Below are 19,208 nucleotides of genomic sequence, written 5' to 3'. Positions count from 1 at the left end.
CATGAGCGACACCCCTCTCGACCCCCGCCTCGCCGTCGTCATCCTCGCGGCCGGACAGGGGACGCGCATGAAGTCGACCCTGCCCAAGGTGCTCCACCGCATCGGCGGTCGGCCGCTGCTCGGGCATGTGCTCGACACGGCACGCGATCTCGCCCCGGCCCACGTGCTGGTGGTCGTGCGTCACGAGCGCGATCGGGTCGCCGAGGCGGTGCTCGGCGTCTCGCCCGAGGTCGCCGTCGTCGACCAGGACGAGGTCCCGGGGACCGGCCGGGCCGTCGAGGTCGCCCTCGACCAGCTCCCGGGCTTCGACGGCGATGTGCTCGTCCTGAGTGCCGACGTGCCGCTGCTCGACGACGTCACACTCGGCGATCTGGTGCGCGCGCATCGGGCGTCCGGCGCGGCGGCGACGATGCTGAGCGCTCGGCTCGACGATCCTGCGGGCTACGGACGCGTCATCCGCGACACCGCCGGGGGCGTCGATCGCGTCGTCGAGCATAAGGACGCGACCGAGGCCGAGCGCGCGGTCGACGAGATCAACGCCGGCGTCTACGCCTTCCGGGCGGGGCCGTTGCGCGAGCGCCTCGGGCGTATCAGCACCGACAACGTGCAGGCCGAGAAGTACCTCACCGACGTCATCGGCATGCTGCGCTCGGACGCGCTGTCCGTCGCTGCGCGCCTGGTCGCAGATCCGACCCTCATCGTCGGGGTCAACGACCGTGTGCAGCTGGCCGAGGCGGGCCGCCTCCTGAACGCGCGCACGGTGCGGCGCTGGCAGCTCGAGGGAGTGACCGTCCAAGACCCTGCGACGACCTGGATCGACGTGACGGCATCCCTCGCCCCCGACGTCACCGTCCTGCCGAACACGCACATCCTGCGCTCGACGGTGGTCGCCGAGGGTGCCACGATCGGGCCGGACACCACCCTCTCGGACTGCGAGGTCGGCGCGGGCGCATCGGTCACCCGCAGCGACGCCACGCTCGCCGTGATCGGCGCCGGCGCGACGGTGGGCCCGTTCTCATTCCTCCGCCCCGGCACGCAGCTGGGGGAGCGGGGCAAGATCGGTACCTTCGTCGAGACGAAGAACGCCGTCATCGGCGAGGGCAGCAAGGTGCCGCACCTGTCCTACGTCGGCGACGCCGAGATCGGCCGCGGCGTCAATCTCGGCGCCGGCGCGATCACCGCGAACTACGACGATCTCGCCAAGCACCGCACCGTGATCGGCGACGAGGTCCACGCCGGCTCGCACAACGTCTTCGTCGCGCCCGTTAAGATCGGGGAGGGCGCGAAGACAGGTGCCGGAGCGGTCATCCGCAAGGACGTGCCCGCCGGTGCTCTCGCCCTCAGCGTCGCCCCCCAGCGCAATGTCGAGGGGTGGGTCGAGAAGAACAGACCGGGTACTGGCGCCGCCGCAGCAGCGGCTCGCGCACGGTCTTCACAGGAAGCGGACGATGGCTCGCAAGAAGAACACGGTTGACCTCGACGTCGCACGGGGTATCGCTCCGGGACTGGTCGCCAAGACCAAGAAGCGGCTCGTCGTCGCGACCGGGGGGTCCCACACGGCGCTGTCGCACGAGGTCGCGGCTGCCCTCGGGACCGAGCTTGTTCCGACCGAGCACCGCACCTTCGCGTCCGGCGAGATCCTCACCCGGTTCGAGGTCTCGATCCGCGGCTGCGATTTCTTCCTCCTGCAGTCGTTCGGCCCGCCGGTCAACGAGTGGCTGATGGAGACGCTGATCATGCTCGACGCCGCCAAGCGGGCGTCGGCCAAGCGCATCACCGTCGTGGCGCCGTACTACCCGTATTCACGCCAGGACAAGAAGGGCCGGGGCCGTGAGCCGATCAGCGCGCGGCTGGTGGCGGATCTGTTCAAGACCGCCGGTGCCGACCGCGTGATGAGCGTCGACCTGCACGCCGCGCAGATCCAGGGCTTCTTCGACGGTCCCGTCGATCACCTGTTCGCCAAGCCCGTCCTGCTCGAGTATTTCGAGCGGACGCTCAGCCCCGAGGATCGCGGCAAGCTCACCGTCGTCTCGCCCGACACCGGGCGGGTGCGCGTCGCCGACACCTGGTCCGACAGCCTCGGCGCCCCGCTCGCGATCATCCACAAGCGTCGGGACCCCAATGTCGCCAACCAGGTGACCGTGAACGAGATCGTCGGCGACGTCCGCGGACGCGTGTGCCTGCTCGTCGACGACATGATCGACACCGGCGGCACCATCGTCAAGGCGGCGCAGGCGCTCAAGAGCAGCGGGGCCGAGCGCGTCATCGTCGCCGCCACGCACGCGGTCTTCAGCCACCCGGCTGTCGAGCGGCTCCAGGACGCCGCGATCGACGAGGTCGTCGTCACCGACACCATTCCGCTGGGCGATGACAAGCGGTTCCCCGGGCTGACCATCCTGCCGATCGCACCGCTGCTCGCGCGGGCCATCAAAGAAGTCTTCGAGGACGGCTCCGTCACGAGCATGTTCGACGGCGCCGCCTGAGGCCGACACGCCGCCTCGTGTCAGACACGGCAGTGTGGGCGTCCGCGGGGTGGGCGCTCGACGTAGGATCGCGGCATGGCTGCCCCTGTCTCGGAGGCGGATGTCGCCCCGCCTCGTGCCCACGCCCACGCCGTCGATGAGGTGGTCGCCGCCCTGGGAACCGGTGCGGGCGGGCTGAGCTCCGATCAGGCCGCCTCTCGCCTCGATGCGGTGGGGCCCAACGAGCTTCCCGAGGCCAAGCGGACGCCGGCGTGGCTGCGGTTCCTCTCGCACTTCAACGACACGCTGATCTACATCCTGCTCGCGGCGGCGGCCATCAAGGCCGTGATGGCCGATTGGCTCGACGTGTGGGTGATCCTCGCGGTCGCGATCATCAACGCGGTCATCGGGTTCGTGCAGGAAGGGCGCGCAGAGAAGGCTCTCGCCGGTATCCGCGGGATGCTGTCGACCCACGCGCGCGTGCGCCGTGACGGGTCGTGGCAGAACATCGCCGCCGCCGACCTTGTTCCGGGCGACATCGTGAGCCTGTCGCCGGGCGACAAGGTGCCCGCCGACCTGCGCCTCGCTCAGGCCAGTCAGCTGCGCATCGACGAGGCCGCGCTCACCGGCGAATCCGTCCCGGCCTCGAAGCAGACCGAGCCGGTCGACGCGGATGCCGGCGTCGGTGACCGGTCGTCGATGGCCTTCTCCGGCACGATCGTCTCGGCGGGCCAGGGGCGGGGCATCGTCACGGCGACGGGTGGGCGCACCGAGATCGGCCGGATCCAGGAGCTCGTGGGCGGCGCGGGCACGCTGACGACCCCTCTCACGCGTCAGCTCGACTCGTTCGGCAAGGTGCTCACCCTCGTCATCCTCGGGATGGCACTGGTGATGATGCTCATCGGCCGCTTCGCCCACGGGATGCCGTTCGGCGAACTCGTGTCCGCGACGATCGGGTTCGCGGTGGCCGCCATCCCCGAGGGGCTGCCGGCGCTCGTGACGATCACGCTCGCGATCGGCGTGCAGCAGATGGCGCGCCGCCGGGCCATCACCCGCAAGCTTCCCGCCGTCGAGACCCTCGGCTCGGTGACGACGGTCTGTTCTGACAAGACCGGCACGCTGACGAAGAACGAGATGACGGTGCGGCGCATGGTCACGCCGCTCGCGCGCTACGACGTCGCCGGGCTGGGGTACGAGCCGGACGGCGCGATCGAGCGATCCGACGGTGGCGCTGCCTCCGGCGGAGATCTGGCGGCACTCCTCGCCGTGGCCGACCTCTGCAACGATGCGCACATCGCGCAGACCGAGGACGGTTGGAGGCTCGTGGGCGAGCCCACCGAGGGTGCGCTGCGCGTCGTCGCCCTGAAGGGCGGGCGTTCGGGAGAGGACGATGGCGTCGAGCGCGTCGACGTGCTGCCGTTCGATTCCGAGAACAAGTTCATGGCGACCCTCAACGAGGGGTCCGACGGCTCGCGCGCCATCCTGGTGAAGGGCGCGCCCGACCGCCTGCTCGACAGGTCGACCCGGCAGCGCGGCGCGGACGGTGCCGAAGCGCTCGATCGCCGGTTCTGGGAGGACGCCGTCGCCGAGCTGAGTGCAGAGGGACTGCGCGTGCTGGCTGCCGCACGCAAGCCCGCGCGGCTCGACGAGGTGACGGTCGAGGATCTCGAGGAGCTCGAGTTCCTCGGACTCTGGGGCATCCTCGACCCGCCGCGTCCCGAGGCCATCGAGGCGATCGCCGACTGCCACCAGGCCGGCATCCGGGTCAAGATGATCACGGGCGATCATGCGGGAACGGCTGTCGCGATCAGTCGCGAGATGGGCCTGATCACGGGTGACGAGCCCCGTGTGCTGACCGGAGCCGAACTCGAGGGGCTGAGTCAGGAGAAGCTCAAGGAGGTCGTCCGCGACGTCGACGTCTACGCGCGTACGAGCCCGGAGCACAAGATCCGGATCGTGCGTGCGCTGCAGTCGCACGGCGAGGTCGTCGCGATGACCGGCGACGGGGTGAACGACGCGCCCGCGCTGACCCGGGCCGACGTCGGGATCGCGATGGGGATCAAGGGCACCGAAGCGACGAAGGAGGCTGCCGAGATCGTCCTCGCCGACGACAACTTCGCCACCATCCGCTCGGCGATCCACGAAGGGCGGCGCATCTACGACAACCTGCGCAAATCGGTCATCTTCCTGCTGCCGACCAATGGTGCGCAGTCTCTGGTGATCCTCGTCGCCGTGGTGTTCGGGCTCGCGCTGCCGCTGACGCCGGTCCAGGTGCTGTGGGTGAACATGGTCACCGCGGTGACCCTTTCGCTCGCCCTGGCTTACGAGCCGGCGGAGCGCGGGATCATGAATCGGCCGCCGCGGGCCGGCGGCGGCTCGATCATCTCGGTCAGAGAGCTCGGCTTCGTGCTCGTCGTGTCGGTGCTCATCGGCGGTGCCACGCTCGCCGCCTTCACGATCGTCCGCGCCACCGGATCCGACGTGGAGGGCGCCCGGACCGTGGCCGTCTCGGTGCTCGCCCTCGGTCAGCTCGCATTCCTGCTCAACTGCCGGTTCCTCGGGCGCTCGAGCCTGACGTCCGCGGTGCTCCGCGGCAACCCCGTGGTGTGGTGGTCGGCGGGTGCGCTCATCGCGCTGCAGCTCGTGTACACCTACGTCCCTTTCATGAACAGCCTGTTCGAGTCGCGGCCTCTCGCGGCGCAGGCGTGGCTGCTGCCGCTGGGGTTCGCGGTCGTGATCTTCTTCGCCGTCGAGGGGCTCAAGGCAGTGCGTCGCCGCGGCGCCGCCGACCCACTCGATGCAAACGCATAGGATCCGCCTAGGAGCCGCATGGCGCCGGGCCGCTACCGTGAAAGGAGCCCACCTCCCCCCGGAGGGGCACGACACAGGAGGACCTACCATGATCCGCACCACTGCCGTACCCCGTTCGCTGCGCGTCACCGCTGCCGCCGCATCCGTCGCCGGTCTCGCCCTGCTCGCCGGGTGCGCCGGTCAGGCCGAAGCCGAGCAGCCGGCATCGGGCTCCGCACCCGAGACGACGTCGCCCACGACCGAGGGCACGAGCGGATCCACCGGCTCCGCGGGCACCGCGGGCAGCGCCTACGCCGACGGTTCGTACACCGCCGAGGGCACCTACCAGACGCCGGAGGGGCCCGAGACGATCACAGTCACCCTGACGATCGCCTCCGATGCCGTGACCGACGTCGAGGTGACGGGTGAGCCCACCCGCCGTGAGAGCCGTCAGTACCAGGCGGAGTTCATCGGGGGCATCGATGACCTCGTGATCGGCAAGAGCCTCGACGAGGTCGAGGTGGATCGGGTCGCCGGGTCCTCACTCACCAGCGGCGGCTTCAACGCGGCGGTGGAGGAGATCCGAACCGACGCTGCGGCATGAGCGTGTCCACGCTCGCATCGCATCGATGGGAGTTCGACGCGATCGGGACCGCGTGGCGCGTCGACAGTGCGGCACCTCTCACGGGCGACGATCGGGCGGCCGTATCGTCCGTGGTCGACGGTTTCGACCGCGAGTGGTCGAGGTTCCGCCCGGACTCCCTCGTGCGGCAGATCGCCGCCGGGGGGTCGGTGGCCGCTCCGCCGGACGCAGCGGCGATGCTCGGCCTATACGACGCCCTCGATCGCGCCACGGGCGGCTCGGTCAATCCGCTGGTGGGGGATGCGCTCGCTCGTCGTGGCTACGACGCGGCTTACTCCCTCCTCGATCGGGGTGCCGAGCCCGCGCCCGGTGATTGGCGCGAGCTGGTCCAGGCCGCTGATGGGTCGCTGACGCTGCGCGGGCCCGCCATCATCGATGTCGGAGCGATCGGCAAGGGGCGGCTCGTCGACCTCGTGCTCGGCGTGCTCCGCTCCCGCGTCGAGGGATGGCTGGTCGTCGACGCCAGCGGCGACCTCGCGGTCGACGGCGTAGCGCAGCGCATCGCCTTGGAGCACCCCTACGACGCCCGTCGGGCGATCGGCGTGTGGACGCTCGCGGCCGGTGCCCTGTGCGCATCGGCAACCAATCGCCGTGCCTGGGGCGATGGTCTTCATCACGTTCTCGATGCCCGCACCGGCCACCCGGTGCGGGAGTATGCGGCGACCTGGGCCGTCGCGGCCGACGCGATGACGGCGGATGCCGTCGCCACCGCCCTGTTCTTCGAGGGTGGGCCGCGCTTCGCGGCCGCCCGGGGGGCCGCGTGGGTGCGGATGCGCACCGACGGCCCCGTCGAATGGTCACCTCACTGCGAAGCGGAGCTGTTCGTATGACCTCGCTCACCGCCATCCGAAATCGCGCCGTGGGCGCGCTCGGGCGCATCTCGATGTACCGGCTGGTGCTCGTCTCGCTGAGCGCGCTGGGGCTGATCGCGTTCGCCCTCGCCTTCACCGGCCAGCTCGCGGTGGACCCGCTGGCCCTCCCGGCGGCGCTCGTCGTGCTCGTCGTGTCGATCGCCCTCGTGGATGCCGTCGCGCAGCGCCTGCTCGGCCGCTCGTGGCGCATCGAGTCTGCGGTGATCACCGCGCTCATCCTGCTTTTCGTCCTGCGCCCGACCCTCGAGCCCGCGGGCCTGCTGGGCATCGCGATCGCGGGCGTCGTCGCCTCGGCGTCGAAGTACCTGCTCGCCTGGCGCGGGCGTCACATCTTCAACCCCGCGGCAGCGGGTGCGACCGCGCTGACGGTTCTGAGCATCCCGTTCTTCGATCTGGGCGCCTCGGCGTGGTGGGTCGGGTCGCCGCTGCTCGCCGCGCCGGTGGTCGTGCTCGGCGGGCTCGTGCTGGTGCGCACCGAGAAGGTGCGCGTCGTCGCGGTGTTCCTCGCGGTGGCCGTCGGCGTGGCGCTCCTGCGGACGTTCGTCCAGTACGCCCAGGCCTCGATCCCCGTCGACGGGGGAGTCATCGGTCAGGTGCTGTGGTCTTCGCCCTTCCTGTTCCTCGGCGCGTTCATGCTGTCGGAGCCGTTGACGCTGCCCCCGCGACGGTCGCAGCAGTACCTCGTCGCCGCCGTTGTCGGTGCGCTGGCGGGGTGGCCGATCCTGATCGGCGAGATCAGCCTCGGCCAGGAACGCGCGCTGCTGATCGGCAACCTCGTGGCGTTCGCCTTCGCATGGCGTGCGTCGGTTCGGCTGCGGTTCGTCGAACGCACGGCGCTGACCCCGTCGGTGCGCGAATTGACATTCCGTGCGCATCGCGGGTTCCGGTTCCGCCCGGGGCAGTACCTCGAGCTCGAGGTGCCGCACCGTCGGCCCGACGCGCGGGGCACCCGCCGGGAGTTCTCGATCGTGTCGGCACCTGCTGAGCTTCCCGAGGTTCGGATCGCGATCCGTGAGGGGTCGCAGTCGAGCTACAAGAAGGCGCTCGCGCTCGTCGAGCCGGGGCGTGACCTCCCGGTGACGGGCGTGTGGGGGGACTTCGTGCTTCCCTCGCGCACGGATGCCAAGGTGCTGCTGGTGGCCGCAGGGATCGGGGTGACGCCCTTCGTCTCGCAGCTTCGGCAACTGCGTCTGGCCGGTGAGCAGCGCGATGTCGTGATGGTCTATGTGGCGTCGGCCTCGGAGGAGCTCGCGTTCCGCGACGACATCGTGGCTGCCGGTATCCGGGTGCTCGTGGTGACGCGCGACGACCCGCGGGATCTGCCGGAGCACTGGCGCTGGGCAGGCGGTGCACGCCTGGCTGCTTCGGGCCTCGCCGATCTCGTTCCCGACCTCGCCGAGCGCCACGCGTTCATCTCCGGCCCGCCGCGGCTGATCGCCGATCTGGCTCCTGCTCTCGGGAAGGCGCGATCACTGACGACGGACGCGTTCGCCGGGTACTGAACCGGCACGCTCCTGAACCGCCGCTTCGGGATGGCGAGCTCCGGGATGGGTGCTCCGGGGTGCGCGCCGTCCGGGGAGGGCACGGGGCAGGCCGGGCGCGCTCGGGAGCTGGACACGGGCTGACCGGGCGCTCACCTGAACGGGCTCGATTTCGAACGGGACCCCCTACAGGCGATGACGTCGCCCCGGGGGCACCGTCCACCGGTGACCGCGGTCGTGTCAGAAGGGTGGTGGTGCGTCGGGTGGTGCACCGGTGCCTCGGCCGGGTGGGCCGGGTGGACGCGGTGGTGTGGCGAGTTCGGGTGTGAAGCAGACCGCGGGGATGGGGACGTCTTCTCGGTAAACCCTGCCGTGGGGTGAGGTCCACACGAGCACTCCGCCGCCGATCTGCTTCACCCGCCACTTGGTGAATTGCTTCATGGAGTGGTGTCGTTGGCAGAGGTGGGCGAGGTTGAGGATGTGGGTGTGGCCGCCCAGGGCGTGGTCGATGGTGTGGTCGATCTCGCAGCGGATCGCGGCTCTGCGGCAGCCGGGGAACCGGCAGTGCTGGTCGCGGGTCTGCAGCAGCCGCCGCATCGCGGGGAGGGGCCGGTAGGAGTCGGTTTCGACGGGGGTGCGGGTGACCGGGTCGATGAACATCCGGTCCCATGTCGCCGTCTGCGCCGCGAGTTCCCGGACGGTATCGGCATCGACCAGTCCGGTGCCGATCGCTTCGGCGGGGTGCTCGTCCTTCCCGGTGAAGGTGTCTGAGGTGATCACGACCTGCACTTTCGCGCGGATCGCCCCGAGCGCACCGCGCCCGTCCACGCCGGTGGTGGGGTCGATGACGGGTGCACCGCCGAGGACGAGGTCCGAGAGCACGTCGGCGCGGAGCTGATCCATCGTCCGGGTGTCGGGGATAGGGGCAGCGGCATCGGCATCTCGTTCGGCATCCACTCCGAACGCGGCGCCATCGCTGACGCCCGCGCCACCCACCGCGCCCGCACCGCCCGCCTGCGCGCCAGCGCCCGCGCCGTCCACCGCGCCCGCGGCATCCACCGCCACAGCGTCCGCCCTCGCGTCCTTCACCGACTGCGCCATCTGCGTCAACCGGTCGTAGATCCCCGCCGCGATCACCATCGGCACCGTCGCGGAGAGGTCGGCCATCCCGTCCTGCCCCGGCGATAACCGCACGCACCGCCCGGCGGCGGCCTCCCGGTGACGCTCCGAGAACGACCGCGGGTGCATCCGCTCGGCGAGGTTCTCCAACGCCCCGGCTACACGCGTCGCGATGTCTCGCTGACATACCGTCACCGCGGCCTGATCGAACTGCGGCCGTACCTCCTCCGGCACCACGCGCCCGGCCTTCACGACAACATCGACGTGCTCCCGGGTGACGAGGCGCTGCTCCCACGCCGCGAACATCGCCGGGTAGTCGTCGACCACGGTCATCGCGTGATCGATCTCCCACTGCACCCGCCGATCCCCACGCCGCGCGATCCCCGCCGCCTCCGCAGCGACCGACCGCAGCTCCATGTCGGAGGCCATGCCCCGCACGCCGCCACGATGCGCCTCGCGCAGCGCCGACCGCCCCAGCTCGGCAAGGGCTCGCACTGCCGCCACCTCAGCGGCGTGGAGCAGGCGCAACGACTCATCGAACCCGGCGAACGCAGCGGCGTGAGGCGACGCCGACGACACCGAGGATGACAGCGAAGCCGTGTCGTCCTTCTCGTCCGGGCCACCATGTTGCGTCTGCATCGTCCCATTCTGCCGAGGGCCTCCGACACTCCGATCGAACAGAGCTTCGATCGGCAGAACGCGCTCTCGCGCGACTCAGGGGAGGAGGCGACGCGCACTCGCGCGGGCTCGTCAGCCGACGCCCTCGGTTCGCTCCGGCTCTGATCCCGCCGATCCACCTGATCCCGCCGATGCCGCCGGGTCCGCCGGATCGGCGGGACGCGCGGTGAGCCGCAGCTCGAACGTGGTGGATCCCGGGTCGATCCGGACCGTCAGCGAACCGCCGTGCGCAGATGCGATGGCTCGGGCGATCGACAGGCCCAGCCCGGTGCCGCCGGTCTGACGTGCGCGCGAGCGATCGGCGCGCGAGAACCGTTCGAAGATCTCATCCGCCACGGCCGGGTCGATGCCCGGCCCGTCGTCGTGCACCGCGAGCACGGCGGTGCCGTCGTCGACGCGAACCGATGTGGTGACGGTCGTCCCGCCCGGTGTGTGGACGCGGGCGTTGGCCAGCAGGTTCGCGACGACCTGTGTGATGCGGGTCGCGTCCGCGGCGACGACGACCGGTTCGTCGCCGACATCCAGTCGCCACTGGTGGCCCTGTCCCGCGACGCGCGCGTCGGCGACCGCGTCGACGGCGAGGGCGGTGAGGTCCACGGAGCCGTAGACCAGCTCCTGTCCTTCGTCGAGCCGTGCGAGCAGCAGGAGGTCCTCGACCAGGCTCGTCATCCGCAGCGACTGGGCCTGGATGCGCTCCAGCGCCGACGCGGTGGTCTCCTCGACCCCGGGCACCCCCTGGCGCATCGCGCGCAGCGACAGTTCGGAGTAGCCGCGGATCGACGCCAACGGCGTCCGCAGCTCGTGGCTGGCGTCGGCGACGAACGACCGCATCCGTTCCTCGTTGCGCTGGCGTGCGACGAGAGAAGAGTCGACGTGGTCGAGGAGGGTGTTCAGCGCCGCGCCGACGCGTCCGATCTCGTCGTTGTCGTCGGTCTCCTCCTCGGGCACACGTTCCGTGATCGTCACCGCCCCCTGGGCGAGAGGAATGGATGCCACGCGAGCCGCGGTGTCGGCGACCACGCGAAGCGGTCGGAGCGAGCGTTGGATCACGACCGCGATGGCCGCGCTCAGCAGCAGCAGCCCGCCCACCGTCACGATCGTGATGGTGGTGACCACCTCGGCCACGGTCCGGTCGACCTCAGCCAGCGGCAGTCCGGCGACTCCCGTGATGTCCCCGGCTTTGAAGGAGACGAGCCGATAGGTGCCGAGGTCGCCGATCGCGGTCGTGGTCGCGCCCATGCTCAGATCAGCTGAGGCGAGGTCGGAGAACTCCTCGGTGGAGAGGCTCCTCACGCCGTCCTCGCCGCTGACGGTGGCGGCCGAGACCTGACCGAGGGGACCGCGGACGAACAGCGTGTAGCCGTAGGGGAGGCCCTGCGTGTTCGCTATCGTCTCGTCGGCGGCGCGTACACGCGGCACGTAGCCGTCGTCGAACAGCTTGAGGGCACGTGTGAGCGACACCGCGTTGGTCTGCACGGTGCCCACGAGGACGCTGCCGATCGTGGTGGCGAGCCCGACGGCACTCGCGATCAGCGTCAAGGCCACGATGCCGACGACCGTGAGCATCAGTCGGGTCTGCAGGGTCCAGCGCTTACGGCGGCGGCGAGCGCCCGCACCGGCATCCGGCGTCGCATCGACGGAGCCGCGTTCGGTGAGGCTCGAGGTTTCGGCACCGGCGCCGGACGCCGTGCTCACTGCGGCGCTTTGATCATGTAGCCGACGCCGCGCACCGTGTGGATGAGCGGCTCCCGACCGGCGTCGATCTTCTTGCGGAGGTAGGAGATGTAGAGCTCGACGACCGACGAGCGTCCCCCGAAGTCGTAGTTCCAGACACGGTCGAGGATCTGAGCCTTCGAGACGACACGCCGCTGGTTGCGCATGAGGTACCGCAGCAGCTCGAACTCTGTCGCCGTGAGCTCGATGTTGGTGCCGTCACGCTCGATCTCGTGCGAGTCCTCGTTCAGCGAGAGGTCGCCCACGCGCAGCACGGGGTCGGCTCCGCCGGCGGTGGCGGTGCCGGCGCGGCGCATCAGGCCGCGGAGCCGGGCGACGACCTCCTCGAGGCTGAAAGGCTTGGTGACGTAGTCGTCGCCGCCCGCGGTGAGGCCTGCCACCCGATCCGAGACCGAGTCCTTGGCGGTGAGGAAGAGCACGGGCACGTCGTCGCCCGACTGCCGCAACCGTTGCAGCACGGACATGCCGTCGAGGTCGGGCATCATGATGTCGAGCACCATGGCGTCGGGATCGAAGTCCCGGGCCTCCGAGAGGGCTTCGAAACCGGATGCCGCCGAGCGGACCTCCCATCCCTCCATCTTCAGCGCCATCGAGAGCAGATCGGTCAGCATCTGCTCGTCATCGACGACGAGCACGCGCAGAGGGGAACCGTCGGGACGCTGCAAGATGGTGGGCGCGGGGGTGGTCATGCGCCCATTCTGCGGTGTTCTCTATGGAGAAGCTATGGACGAGGCTATGCCTCCGCTGTGAGAGACCGGTGCGGCATACAGTGACGACATGACGATCGTGCGCACCACGCTCTACGTCGACGGCGTGCCTCTTCCCGACGGCTCCGACGACGTGTCACCCGCATCGGCGCGACAGCGGGCGGAAGAACGCGGCGGCTTCGCCTGGATCGCGCTCGTCGACGCGGACGCGGACGAGCTCGAGCGGCTCGGCGAGGAGCTCGGCGTGCACCCGATCGCACTCCGCGAGAGCCTGCGTACGCATCAGCGATCGATCTTCGAACGCTACGGCGACGACGTGTTCGTGGTGCTGCAGCCGGCGCGATACGACGACGCGTCCGAGACGGTGCGGTGCGACGAGGTCGACGTCTTCCTCTCCGAGGCGCTCATCGTCACCGTCACACGCTCCGACCGCATCGACGTCGACGACGCGCGTCGCCGTATCGAGGGGCACCCCGATCTCCTCCGGCACGGCCCCTCCGCCGTCCTCTGGGTGCTCATGGAGCTCACCACCGGGGGCTATCGAGCGGTGCTCGACGGTGTCGAGAACGACATCGACGAGATCGAGGACCAGATCTTCGGTGACGACCCCGGGGTGTCTCGACGGATCTTCGATCTGCAGCGCGAGGTGATCGACCTCGCCCATGCGACGACACCGCTGCCCGACGTCCTCGCGCGCCTGGCCTCGGCGATGCAGGACCCGCGCCTCGGCCGGGAACCCGCCCGATGGGACGACCTGCGGGGACGGGCGCAGTACGTCGCCGATCGGGTCCTGTCGATGCGGCACACCCTCGATGACGCTCTGACGATCCACGCGACTCTGGTCAACCAGCGCCTGGACGAGAAGATGGCGCACCTCACCGAGGTTCAGGTGCGGCAGAACGACCAGGTCAAGAAGATCTCGTCCTGGGCGGCGATCGGGTTCGCGCCGACCTTCGTCGCCAGCGTCTACGGCATGAACTTCCGCTTCATGCCCGAACTCGACCAGCCCTGGGGCTATCCGATGGCGCTCGGGATCATGGTGCTGCTCAGCGCCGGGCTCTACGGCATCTTCAAGCGCAACGACTGGCTCTGATCCGCCGCCGCGGCGACCGCCCGCCCCACCGGACGAGGCCGCGACGAGCGGGTGCTCGTCGCGGCCTCGTGCCGTCACCGCCGGGGTGTCAGTGCGTGTCCTCGGCTTCGACCTCGGACCGGTCACCCGACCACAGCGTGTGGAAGGTGCCGTCCTGGTCGATCCGCTTGTAGGTGTGCGCGCCGAAGAAATCGCGCTGGCCCTGGATGAGGGCTGCTGGCAGGCGCTCGGCACGCAGGCCGTCGTAGTACGACAGCGAGGAGCTGAACGCGGGGGCGGGGATGCCGGCGCCGGCGGCGACCTGGACGATGTGACGCCAGGCGTCCTGAGCGCGGCCGAGAGCCTCGACGAAGTACGGCGCCGTGAGGAGGACGGGAAGCTCCGCCTCGGCGGCGTACGCGTCGGCGATGCGGTTGAGGAACTGGGCGCGGATGATGCAGCCGCCGCGCCAGATCTTCGACACGGCGCCGAGGTCGATGTTCCACCCGTACTGCGCAGCGCCGGCCCGGATCTCGTCGAAGCCCTGCGAGTAGGCGACGATCTTGGATGCGTAGAGCGCGAGGCGCACCTGCTCGATGAACGCGTCGACGTCGTCGACCGTGAAGTCGTCGTCGGCGGGGCCGGGCAGCGACCCCGAGACGTCGCGCTGCTCGCGATGGCTCGAGAGCGAGCGGGCGAACACCGCTTCGGCGATGCCCGAGACGGGGACGCCGAGGTCGAGAGCGGTCTGCACCGTCCAGGCGCCCGTTCCCTTGGCACCGGCCTGGTCGACGATCACGTCGACGAGGGGCTTGCCGGTCGCGGCATCCGTCTGGCGGAGCACCTCGGCGGTGATCTCGATGAGGTAGGAGTCGAGCTCGCCGCGGTTCCACTCGGCGAAGATGTCGGCGATCTCGGCGGGCGTCTTGCCGGTGCCCCGACGGATCAGGTCGTACGCCTCGGCGATCAGCTGCATGTCGGCGTACTCGATGCCGTTGTGCACCATCTTCACGAAGTGCCCGGCGCCGTCGTGGCCGATGTGCGTGACGCAGGGCTCGCCCTCGGCGACGGCGGCGATGGACTTGAGGATGGGGCCGAGGGTGACCCACGACTCGTCGGGACCGCCGGGCATGAGCGAGGGGCCGAGGAGCGCGCCCTCTTCGCCGCCCGAGACTCCCATGCCGACGAAGTTGTAGCCGGCCTCGCGGACGGCCTTCTCGCGGCGGATCGTGTCGGTGAACAGGGAGTTGCCGCCGTCGACGATGATGTCGCCCGGTTCGAAGACCCGCATCAGCTCGTCGATGACCGCGTCCGTCGGGCGGCCGGCCTTGACCATGATGATGGCCGTCCGGGGCTTCTGCAGGCTCGCGGCGAACTCTTCGTAGGAGAACGCGGCCGTGAACCCGGCCTCGGGGTGCGCCTCGACGAGCTCGTCGGTCTTCGAGCGCGAGCGGTTGAAGACGGCCACCGAGTTGCCTTCGCGGCTCGCGAGGTTGCGGGCGAGGTTCGATCCCATCACCGCGAGGCCCACGACACCGATGTTGGCGAGACCGGACGTCGTCGAGCCCGCCGGGGCGTCGGCCGAAGGCGTCGGCCGGTCGACGTCCTCGGGACGCGGTGCGCCCTCGTGGACGGTGGCCGCTTCGTGCGGTGCCTGATCCTGATCGGTCGAGGGTCCTGTCGGTGAGGGGGTCGACGCCATGCGTAGCTCCAGGTTCGCGTGCGGGTGGGAGATGGTCAGAGATCGGGTCGAGAGGAGGCCCGTATCCCTCGCCACCCTATCCGCTCGCACATCGTCGCGGAGCGGCATATCACGCCGTTGCGGCCAGGGCGACGGCGTCGGAGGTGAGCCGCGCGACGGTGCGGGCGTCACGGTCGGCGACGGCGGCGGCGGGCAGCATCCAGGAGCCGCCGACGGCGACGACCTGGGGGTGCGAGAGGTACTCGGTGAGATTCGAGGCGTTGACCCCACCGGTGGGCACGAAGGCGACGTCGCCGAACGGGGCTGCCAGTGCGCGGAGGGCGGCGAGCCCGCCGGAGGTCTCGGCGGGGAAGAACTTCACCGTGCGGAGGCCGGACTCTCGAGCGGCCATGATCTCGGACGCCGTCACCGCCCCGGCGATGAGCGGCACGCCGTGGGACGCCGCACGCGAGGCCACCGAGGGCAGGAACCCGGGGGAGACGAGGAAGCGCGCACCGGCGTCGACGGCGACATCGACCTGGTTCGCGTCGACGACGGTGCCCGCCCCGACGATCATGTCCCCCCGCGCGGCGATCGCCCGGATCGCGACGGCAGCGGCTGGAGTCCGGAAGGTGACCTCGGCGACCGGGAGGCCGCCGGCGGCGAGAGCATCGGCTACGAACAGACCCTGATCGGCGGAGTCCACGACGACCACGGGAACGATGCGGTGCTGAGCGAGCAGGTCGACGACGGCGGCCACGGCAATCTCCTCGGGGTGTCCTTTTCCAGCCGAATGATCATATCATTGGGGTGGCGAGGCGGCTGCCCGCCGGACACCCGACGATGGGCCCGACATGAAGATCCTTGCGCTCGAAGCCAGCACGACCTCGGCGAAGACGATGCTCTTCGATTCCGACACCGGCGCGATGGCGGTCCGCAGCCGCCGTTTCGAGATCGACGGTCCGGATGCCGCGGTCCGCGACGCCGACGCGGTGTACGTGCAGCTGATGGCGCTCGGGCGCGAGGCGGCGGCCGGAGAGCACGTCGATCTGATCGTGCTCAGCGGCACCTGGCACGGACTCACGCTGCGTCGTCCCGATCTGTCCGCCGTGACGCCGGTCATGGAGTGGCCCTATACGGGAGCACAGGATCTCAGCGCCGCGCTCCGGGCCGACGACGACCTCACGTGGTGGTTCTACGAGCGAACCGGCTGCATGGTCAACGCCATCTACCCGGTGTTCAAGCTGCAGCATCTGCGCGCCCAGGGGCTCGCCATCGACGGCCTGGTCGCGCTCGACCAGGCGAGCCTCATCTTCGCGCGCATGACCGGTGAGATCTGGACCAACCCGTCGCTCGCCTCGGGCAGCGGTCTCCTGTCCGCCTCGACCGCGGCGTGGGACGATGACGTCATCAGCCGGTTCGACCTCGACGGGGTCGTGCTTCCGGAGCTGCACGAAACGACCGCCACCGCACCGCTCTCGGCCGAGGCGGCCGTTCTGCTGGGGCTGCGGTCCGGCATCCCGGTACTCACGCCCGGCCCCGACGGGGGCCTGAACCAGGTCGGCGACCTGGCGACCGAGCCGGGTGAGATGACCTTCTCCATGGGCACCAGCGGTGCTCTGCGGGTCGCCTCGCGTCATCCGGCGTTCTCGCCGACCTTGAGCACGTGGTCGTACCGGTCGCCGTTGGGCGCCCTCAGCGGCGCTGCGACCTCGGGATGCGGGAACTGCGTCGACTGGGCGCGAGAGCGTCTCTTCGGTGCGGCGACCGACTACCTCGACATCGAGCCGTCGCTGTCGACGGCGCGCTCGGATCTGCCGGTGTTCATGCCCTTCCTCTTCGGCGAGCGCAGCCCTGGTTGGCAGGATCAGCGCCGGGGCGGATTCCTCGACCTCGCTCCCGCGCATTCCCGGGTGGACATGTACCAGTCGGTGCTGGAGGGCATCGTCTACTCGCTGTTCCACTGCTACAAGGAGCTGACCGCGCTGGGGGGAACCCCGCGCCGCATCGTGCTGTCGGGGGGAGTGCTGTCGTCGCCGTTCTGGACGCAGCTGACCGCCGACGTCTTCGGTGCGGAGATGGAGGTGTCGCCGCAGCAGCACACCTCGATCGTCGGCGCCGTTCGCATGGGCATGCTCGCCAGCGGCGGGGCGCTCCGCCACCCGGCCTTCGATGACGTCGAGATCAGGACGATCACGCCGCGCACCGAGCTTCGCGCGCACTACGACGAGGGTTTCGCCCGCTACCTGGACCACTATTCGCGGACCGTTCCCGGTTCGGGAGGAGCCGCCCGATGAAGATCCTCGTCACGCCCACCTCGTTGTGCAGCGACCCCGACGGCGCCGGCATCCGTCGCCTTCGCGAGGTCGCCGACGAGGTCGTCCTCAACCCCCACGGCCGCCCGCTGACGTCGGCGGAGCTCATCCCGCTCGTCGCCGATGTCGACGGCATCGTCGCGGGGCTCGATGACTACGACGAGGCGGTGTTCGACGCCGCACCGCGCCTCCGCGCCCTCGCCCGCTACGGCGTCGGAGTCGATCGGGTCGATCTGGCGGCGGCAGCCGCCCACGACGTGACGGTGACACGGACGCCCGGCGCGAACTCGCTGGCGGTGGCCGAGCTCACCATCGGGCTCGTCTTCGCCGCCGCGCGGGGCATCGCCCAGCTCGACTCCGCCGTGCGCTCGGGACAGTGGCCGCGGCGCCACGGCAAGGAGCTCACCGGCAGCACCGCAGGCGTCGTCGGTTTCGGCGCGATCGGCCGGCTCGTCACCGAGCGCCTCCGCGGTCTGGGCATGCATCCGATCGCCTACGACCCGATGCTCCCCGATGCGGCGTTCTCGGATGCGGGCGTCGAACGCGTCGACATCGACGAGCTGTGCCGGCGGAGCGACCTCGTCACGCTGCACGTGCCACTGCTTCCCGAGACGCGCCACATCATCGACACCCGACGACTGGCGCTGCTCCCGCCTGGAGCGATCGTGGTCAACACCGCCCGCGGGGGCCTCCTCGACGAAGCGGCCGCGCGCCGTGCCCTCGACGACGGCGCACTCCACGGCGTCGCTATCGACGTGTACGAGACGGAGCCGCCCTCGCGGTCTCCGCTGGTCGGCCATCCCCGGGTCGTCGCGACGCCACATGCGGGCGGCCACACGACGGCGGCCGTGGAGCGGATGACCGATCAGTCCATCGACGCGCTGCTGGCCGTCCTCGGGGGCGACAGCGTCGCGGAACAGGTCACACCAGCGCCCGCACCTCGCTGAGGACGGCGTCCACGTAGCGGCGCGTGTGGTGCTCGGCCGCATCGGCGTCGCCGCGGGCGATCGCGGCCGCGGTCTGCACGTGATTGTGCAGCGCCTCCTCGTAGGGGACCGCGGGGGTGAGGCCGACGTCGGACCTGCCGGCGATCACCGCGGCGATCGCCGATTTGTTCGCGGCGAGCATGAGGTTGCCGCTCATGTCGAGGATGAGGTCGTGGAACAGGATGTCGACCGCGAGGTAGTCGGGGGAGGCCCCCCGGCCACTGTGACCGAGCTCCTCCAGTCGTGCAGCGAGCCGGAGAAGCTCCGCTCGCTGCACATCGCTCCCGCGTTGCGCGGCCAGTCGGGCGGCGATCGGCTCGACGGCGGAACGCAGTTCGTTGACGACGATGATCTGGTGGTCGCGGCGCGGTGAGGCCAGCTGCCACCCGATCAGTCGGGTGTCCAGCGCGCTCCACTCCTGCACCGGGGTGACCGTGAGTCCCACACGTCGGCGCGACGAGAGCATCCCCATCGCCTCGAGGACGCGCACGGCCTCGCGGACCACGGTGCGCGACACGCCGTACTCGGCCTCGAGGTCCGCCAGCGTGCAGACGGCGCCCGGGGCAAGCTCACCGGAGGCGATCCGCAGGCCGAGCGCATCCAGCACGGAGCCGTGGGATGCCTGGGCCATGGCGCCTCCGATTAATACGATCAGTGGTTGAGAATAA

Annotated in this window: 15 protein-coding genes; 9 read left to right on the top strand and 6 right to left on the bottom strand. The window is 70.4% G+C overall.

What is annotated here, in order from left to right:
- The first annotated feature begins 1 nt into the window (after position 1).
- From glmU to HW566_RS02005, 6 genes are all read left to right on the top strand, one after another.
- Positions 2-1,474 (top strand): bifunctional UDP-N-acetylglucosamine diphosphorylase/glucosamine-1-phosphate N-acetyltransferase GlmU, encoded by a 1,473-nt coding sequence (gene glmU / locus HW566_RS02030; protein ID WP_178009955.1) that lies wholly within the window; start codon positions 2-4, stop codon positions 1,472-1,474.
- Entirely contained in the window at positions 1,449-2,483 is a 1,035-nt protein-coding gene (locus HW566_RS02025; protein WP_178009953.1) for a ribose-phosphate diphosphokinase, read from the top strand. Before glmU ends, HW566_RS02025 begins: the two co-directional genes overlap by 26 nt.
- A gap of 75 nt (positions 2,484-2,558) precedes the next feature.
- Positions 2,559-5,273 carry an HAD-IC family P-type ATPase gene (locus HW566_RS02020; protein WP_178009951.1) on the top strand — a complete coding sequence of 905 codons (2,715 nt, stop codon included), beginning with the start codon at positions 2,559-2,561 and terminating at the stop codon, positions 5,271-5,273.
- Between the two features lie 88 nt (positions 5,274-5,361).
- Positions 5,362-5,856, top strand: coding sequence for an FMN-binding protein (locus HW566_RS02015; protein ID WP_178009949.1), 495 nt, complete (start codon positions 5,362-5,364; stop codon positions 5,854-5,856).
- Complete coding sequence (locus HW566_RS02010; protein ID WP_178009947.1) at positions 5,853-6,725, top strand: FAD:protein FMN transferase; 873 nt, start codon at positions 5,853-5,855, stop codon at positions 6,723-6,725. Before HW566_RS02015 ends, HW566_RS02010 begins: the two co-directional genes overlap by 4 nt.
- Positions 6,722-8,269, top strand: a complete 1,548-nt coding sequence (locus HW566_RS02005; protein ID WP_178009945.1) for an FAD-dependent oxidoreductase — start codon at positions 6,722-6,724, stop codon at positions 8,267-8,269. The genes HW566_RS02010 and HW566_RS02005 overlap by 4 nt, the downstream gene beginning before the upstream one ends.
- A gap of 219 nt (positions 8,270-8,488) precedes the next feature.
- Here HW566_RS02005 and HW566_RS02000 read toward each other — a convergent pair whose 3' ends face one another.
- The 3 genes from HW566_RS02000 to HW566_RS01990 all read right to left on the bottom strand — a co-directional run bounded on the left by HW566_RS02000 (position 8,489) and on the right by HW566_RS01990 (position 12,468).
- Positions 8,489-10,006 carry an HNH endonuclease signature motif containing protein gene (locus tag HW566_RS02000; RefSeq protein ID WP_178009943.1) on the bottom strand — a complete coding sequence of 506 codons (1,518 nt, stop codon included), beginning with the start codon at positions 10,004-10,006 and terminating at the stop codon, positions 8,489-8,491.
- 111 nt (positions 10,007-10,117) lie between these two features.
- Complete coding sequence (locus HW566_RS01995; RefSeq protein ID WP_306171784.1) at positions 10,118-11,740, bottom strand: sensor histidine kinase; 1,623 nt, start codon at positions 11,738-11,740, stop codon at positions 10,118-10,120.
- Positions 11,737-12,468: a response regulator transcription factor gene (locus HW566_RS01990; protein ID WP_256728824.1), complete on the bottom strand. Its 732-nt coding sequence runs from the start codon at positions 12,466-12,468 to the stop codon at positions 11,737-11,739. The genes HW566_RS01995 and HW566_RS01990 overlap by 4 nt, the downstream gene beginning before the upstream one ends.
- Before the next feature lie 88 nt (positions 12,469-12,556).
- On the opposite strand from HW566_RS01990, the gene HW566_RS01985 reads away from it, so the two are divergent.
- Positions 12,557-13,579, top strand: coding sequence for a magnesium and cobalt transport protein CorA (locus tag HW566_RS01985; RefSeq protein ID WP_178009942.1), 1,023 nt, complete (start codon positions 12,557-12,559; stop codon positions 13,577-13,579).
- Between the two features lie 88 nt (positions 13,580-13,667).
- Here HW566_RS01985 and gndA read toward each other — a convergent pair whose 3' ends face one another.
- Both gndA and eda read right to left on the bottom strand, forming a co-directional pair.
- Positions 13,668-15,260 carry an NADP-dependent phosphogluconate dehydrogenase gene (gene gndA / locus HW566_RS01980; protein WP_178009940.1) on the bottom strand — a complete coding sequence of 531 codons (1,593 nt, stop codon included), beginning with the start codon at positions 15,258-15,260 and terminating at the stop codon, positions 13,668-13,670.
- A gap of 109 nt (positions 15,261-15,369) precedes the next feature.
- Positions 15,370-15,999 (bottom strand): bifunctional 4-hydroxy-2-oxoglutarate aldolase/2-dehydro-3-deoxy-phosphogluconate aldolase, encoded by a 630-nt coding sequence (eda, locus tag HW566_RS01975; protein ID WP_178009938.1) that lies wholly within the window; start codon positions 15,997-15,999, stop codon positions 15,370-15,372.
- A gap of 94 nt (positions 16,000-16,093) precedes the next feature.
- On the opposite strand from eda, the gene HW566_RS01970 reads away from it, so the two are divergent.
- Positions 16,094-17,536 (top strand): gluconokinase, encoded by a 1,443-nt coding sequence (locus HW566_RS01970; RefSeq protein ID WP_178009936.1) that lies wholly within the window; start codon positions 16,094-16,096, stop codon positions 17,534-17,536.
- Entirely contained in the window at positions 17,533-18,501 is a 969-nt protein-coding gene (locus HW566_RS01965; RefSeq protein ID WP_178009934.1) for a phosphoglycerate dehydrogenase, read from the top strand. Before HW566_RS01970 ends, HW566_RS01965 begins: the two co-directional genes overlap by 4 nt.
- Here the strand turns inward: HW566_RS01965 and HW566_RS01960 are convergent.
- A complete protein-coding gene (locus tag HW566_RS01960; protein WP_178009932.1) occupies positions 18,476-19,171 on the bottom strand; it encodes a FadR/GntR family transcriptional regulator in 696 nt (231 codons plus the stop codon). The two genes, HW566_RS01965 and HW566_RS01960, sit on opposite strands and share 26 nt — an antisense overlap.
- Positions 19,172-19,208 lie beyond the last annotated feature (37 nt).

It is taken from the genome of Microbacterium oleivorans (assembly GCF_013389665.1).
Taxonomy (GTDB): domain Bacteria; phylum Actinomycetota; class Actinomycetes; order Actinomycetales; family Microbacteriaceae; genus Microbacterium; species Microbacterium oleivorans_C.
Note: the sequence above shows the minus strand (reverse complement) of the source record. Positions and strands in the feature narration are given on the sequence as shown.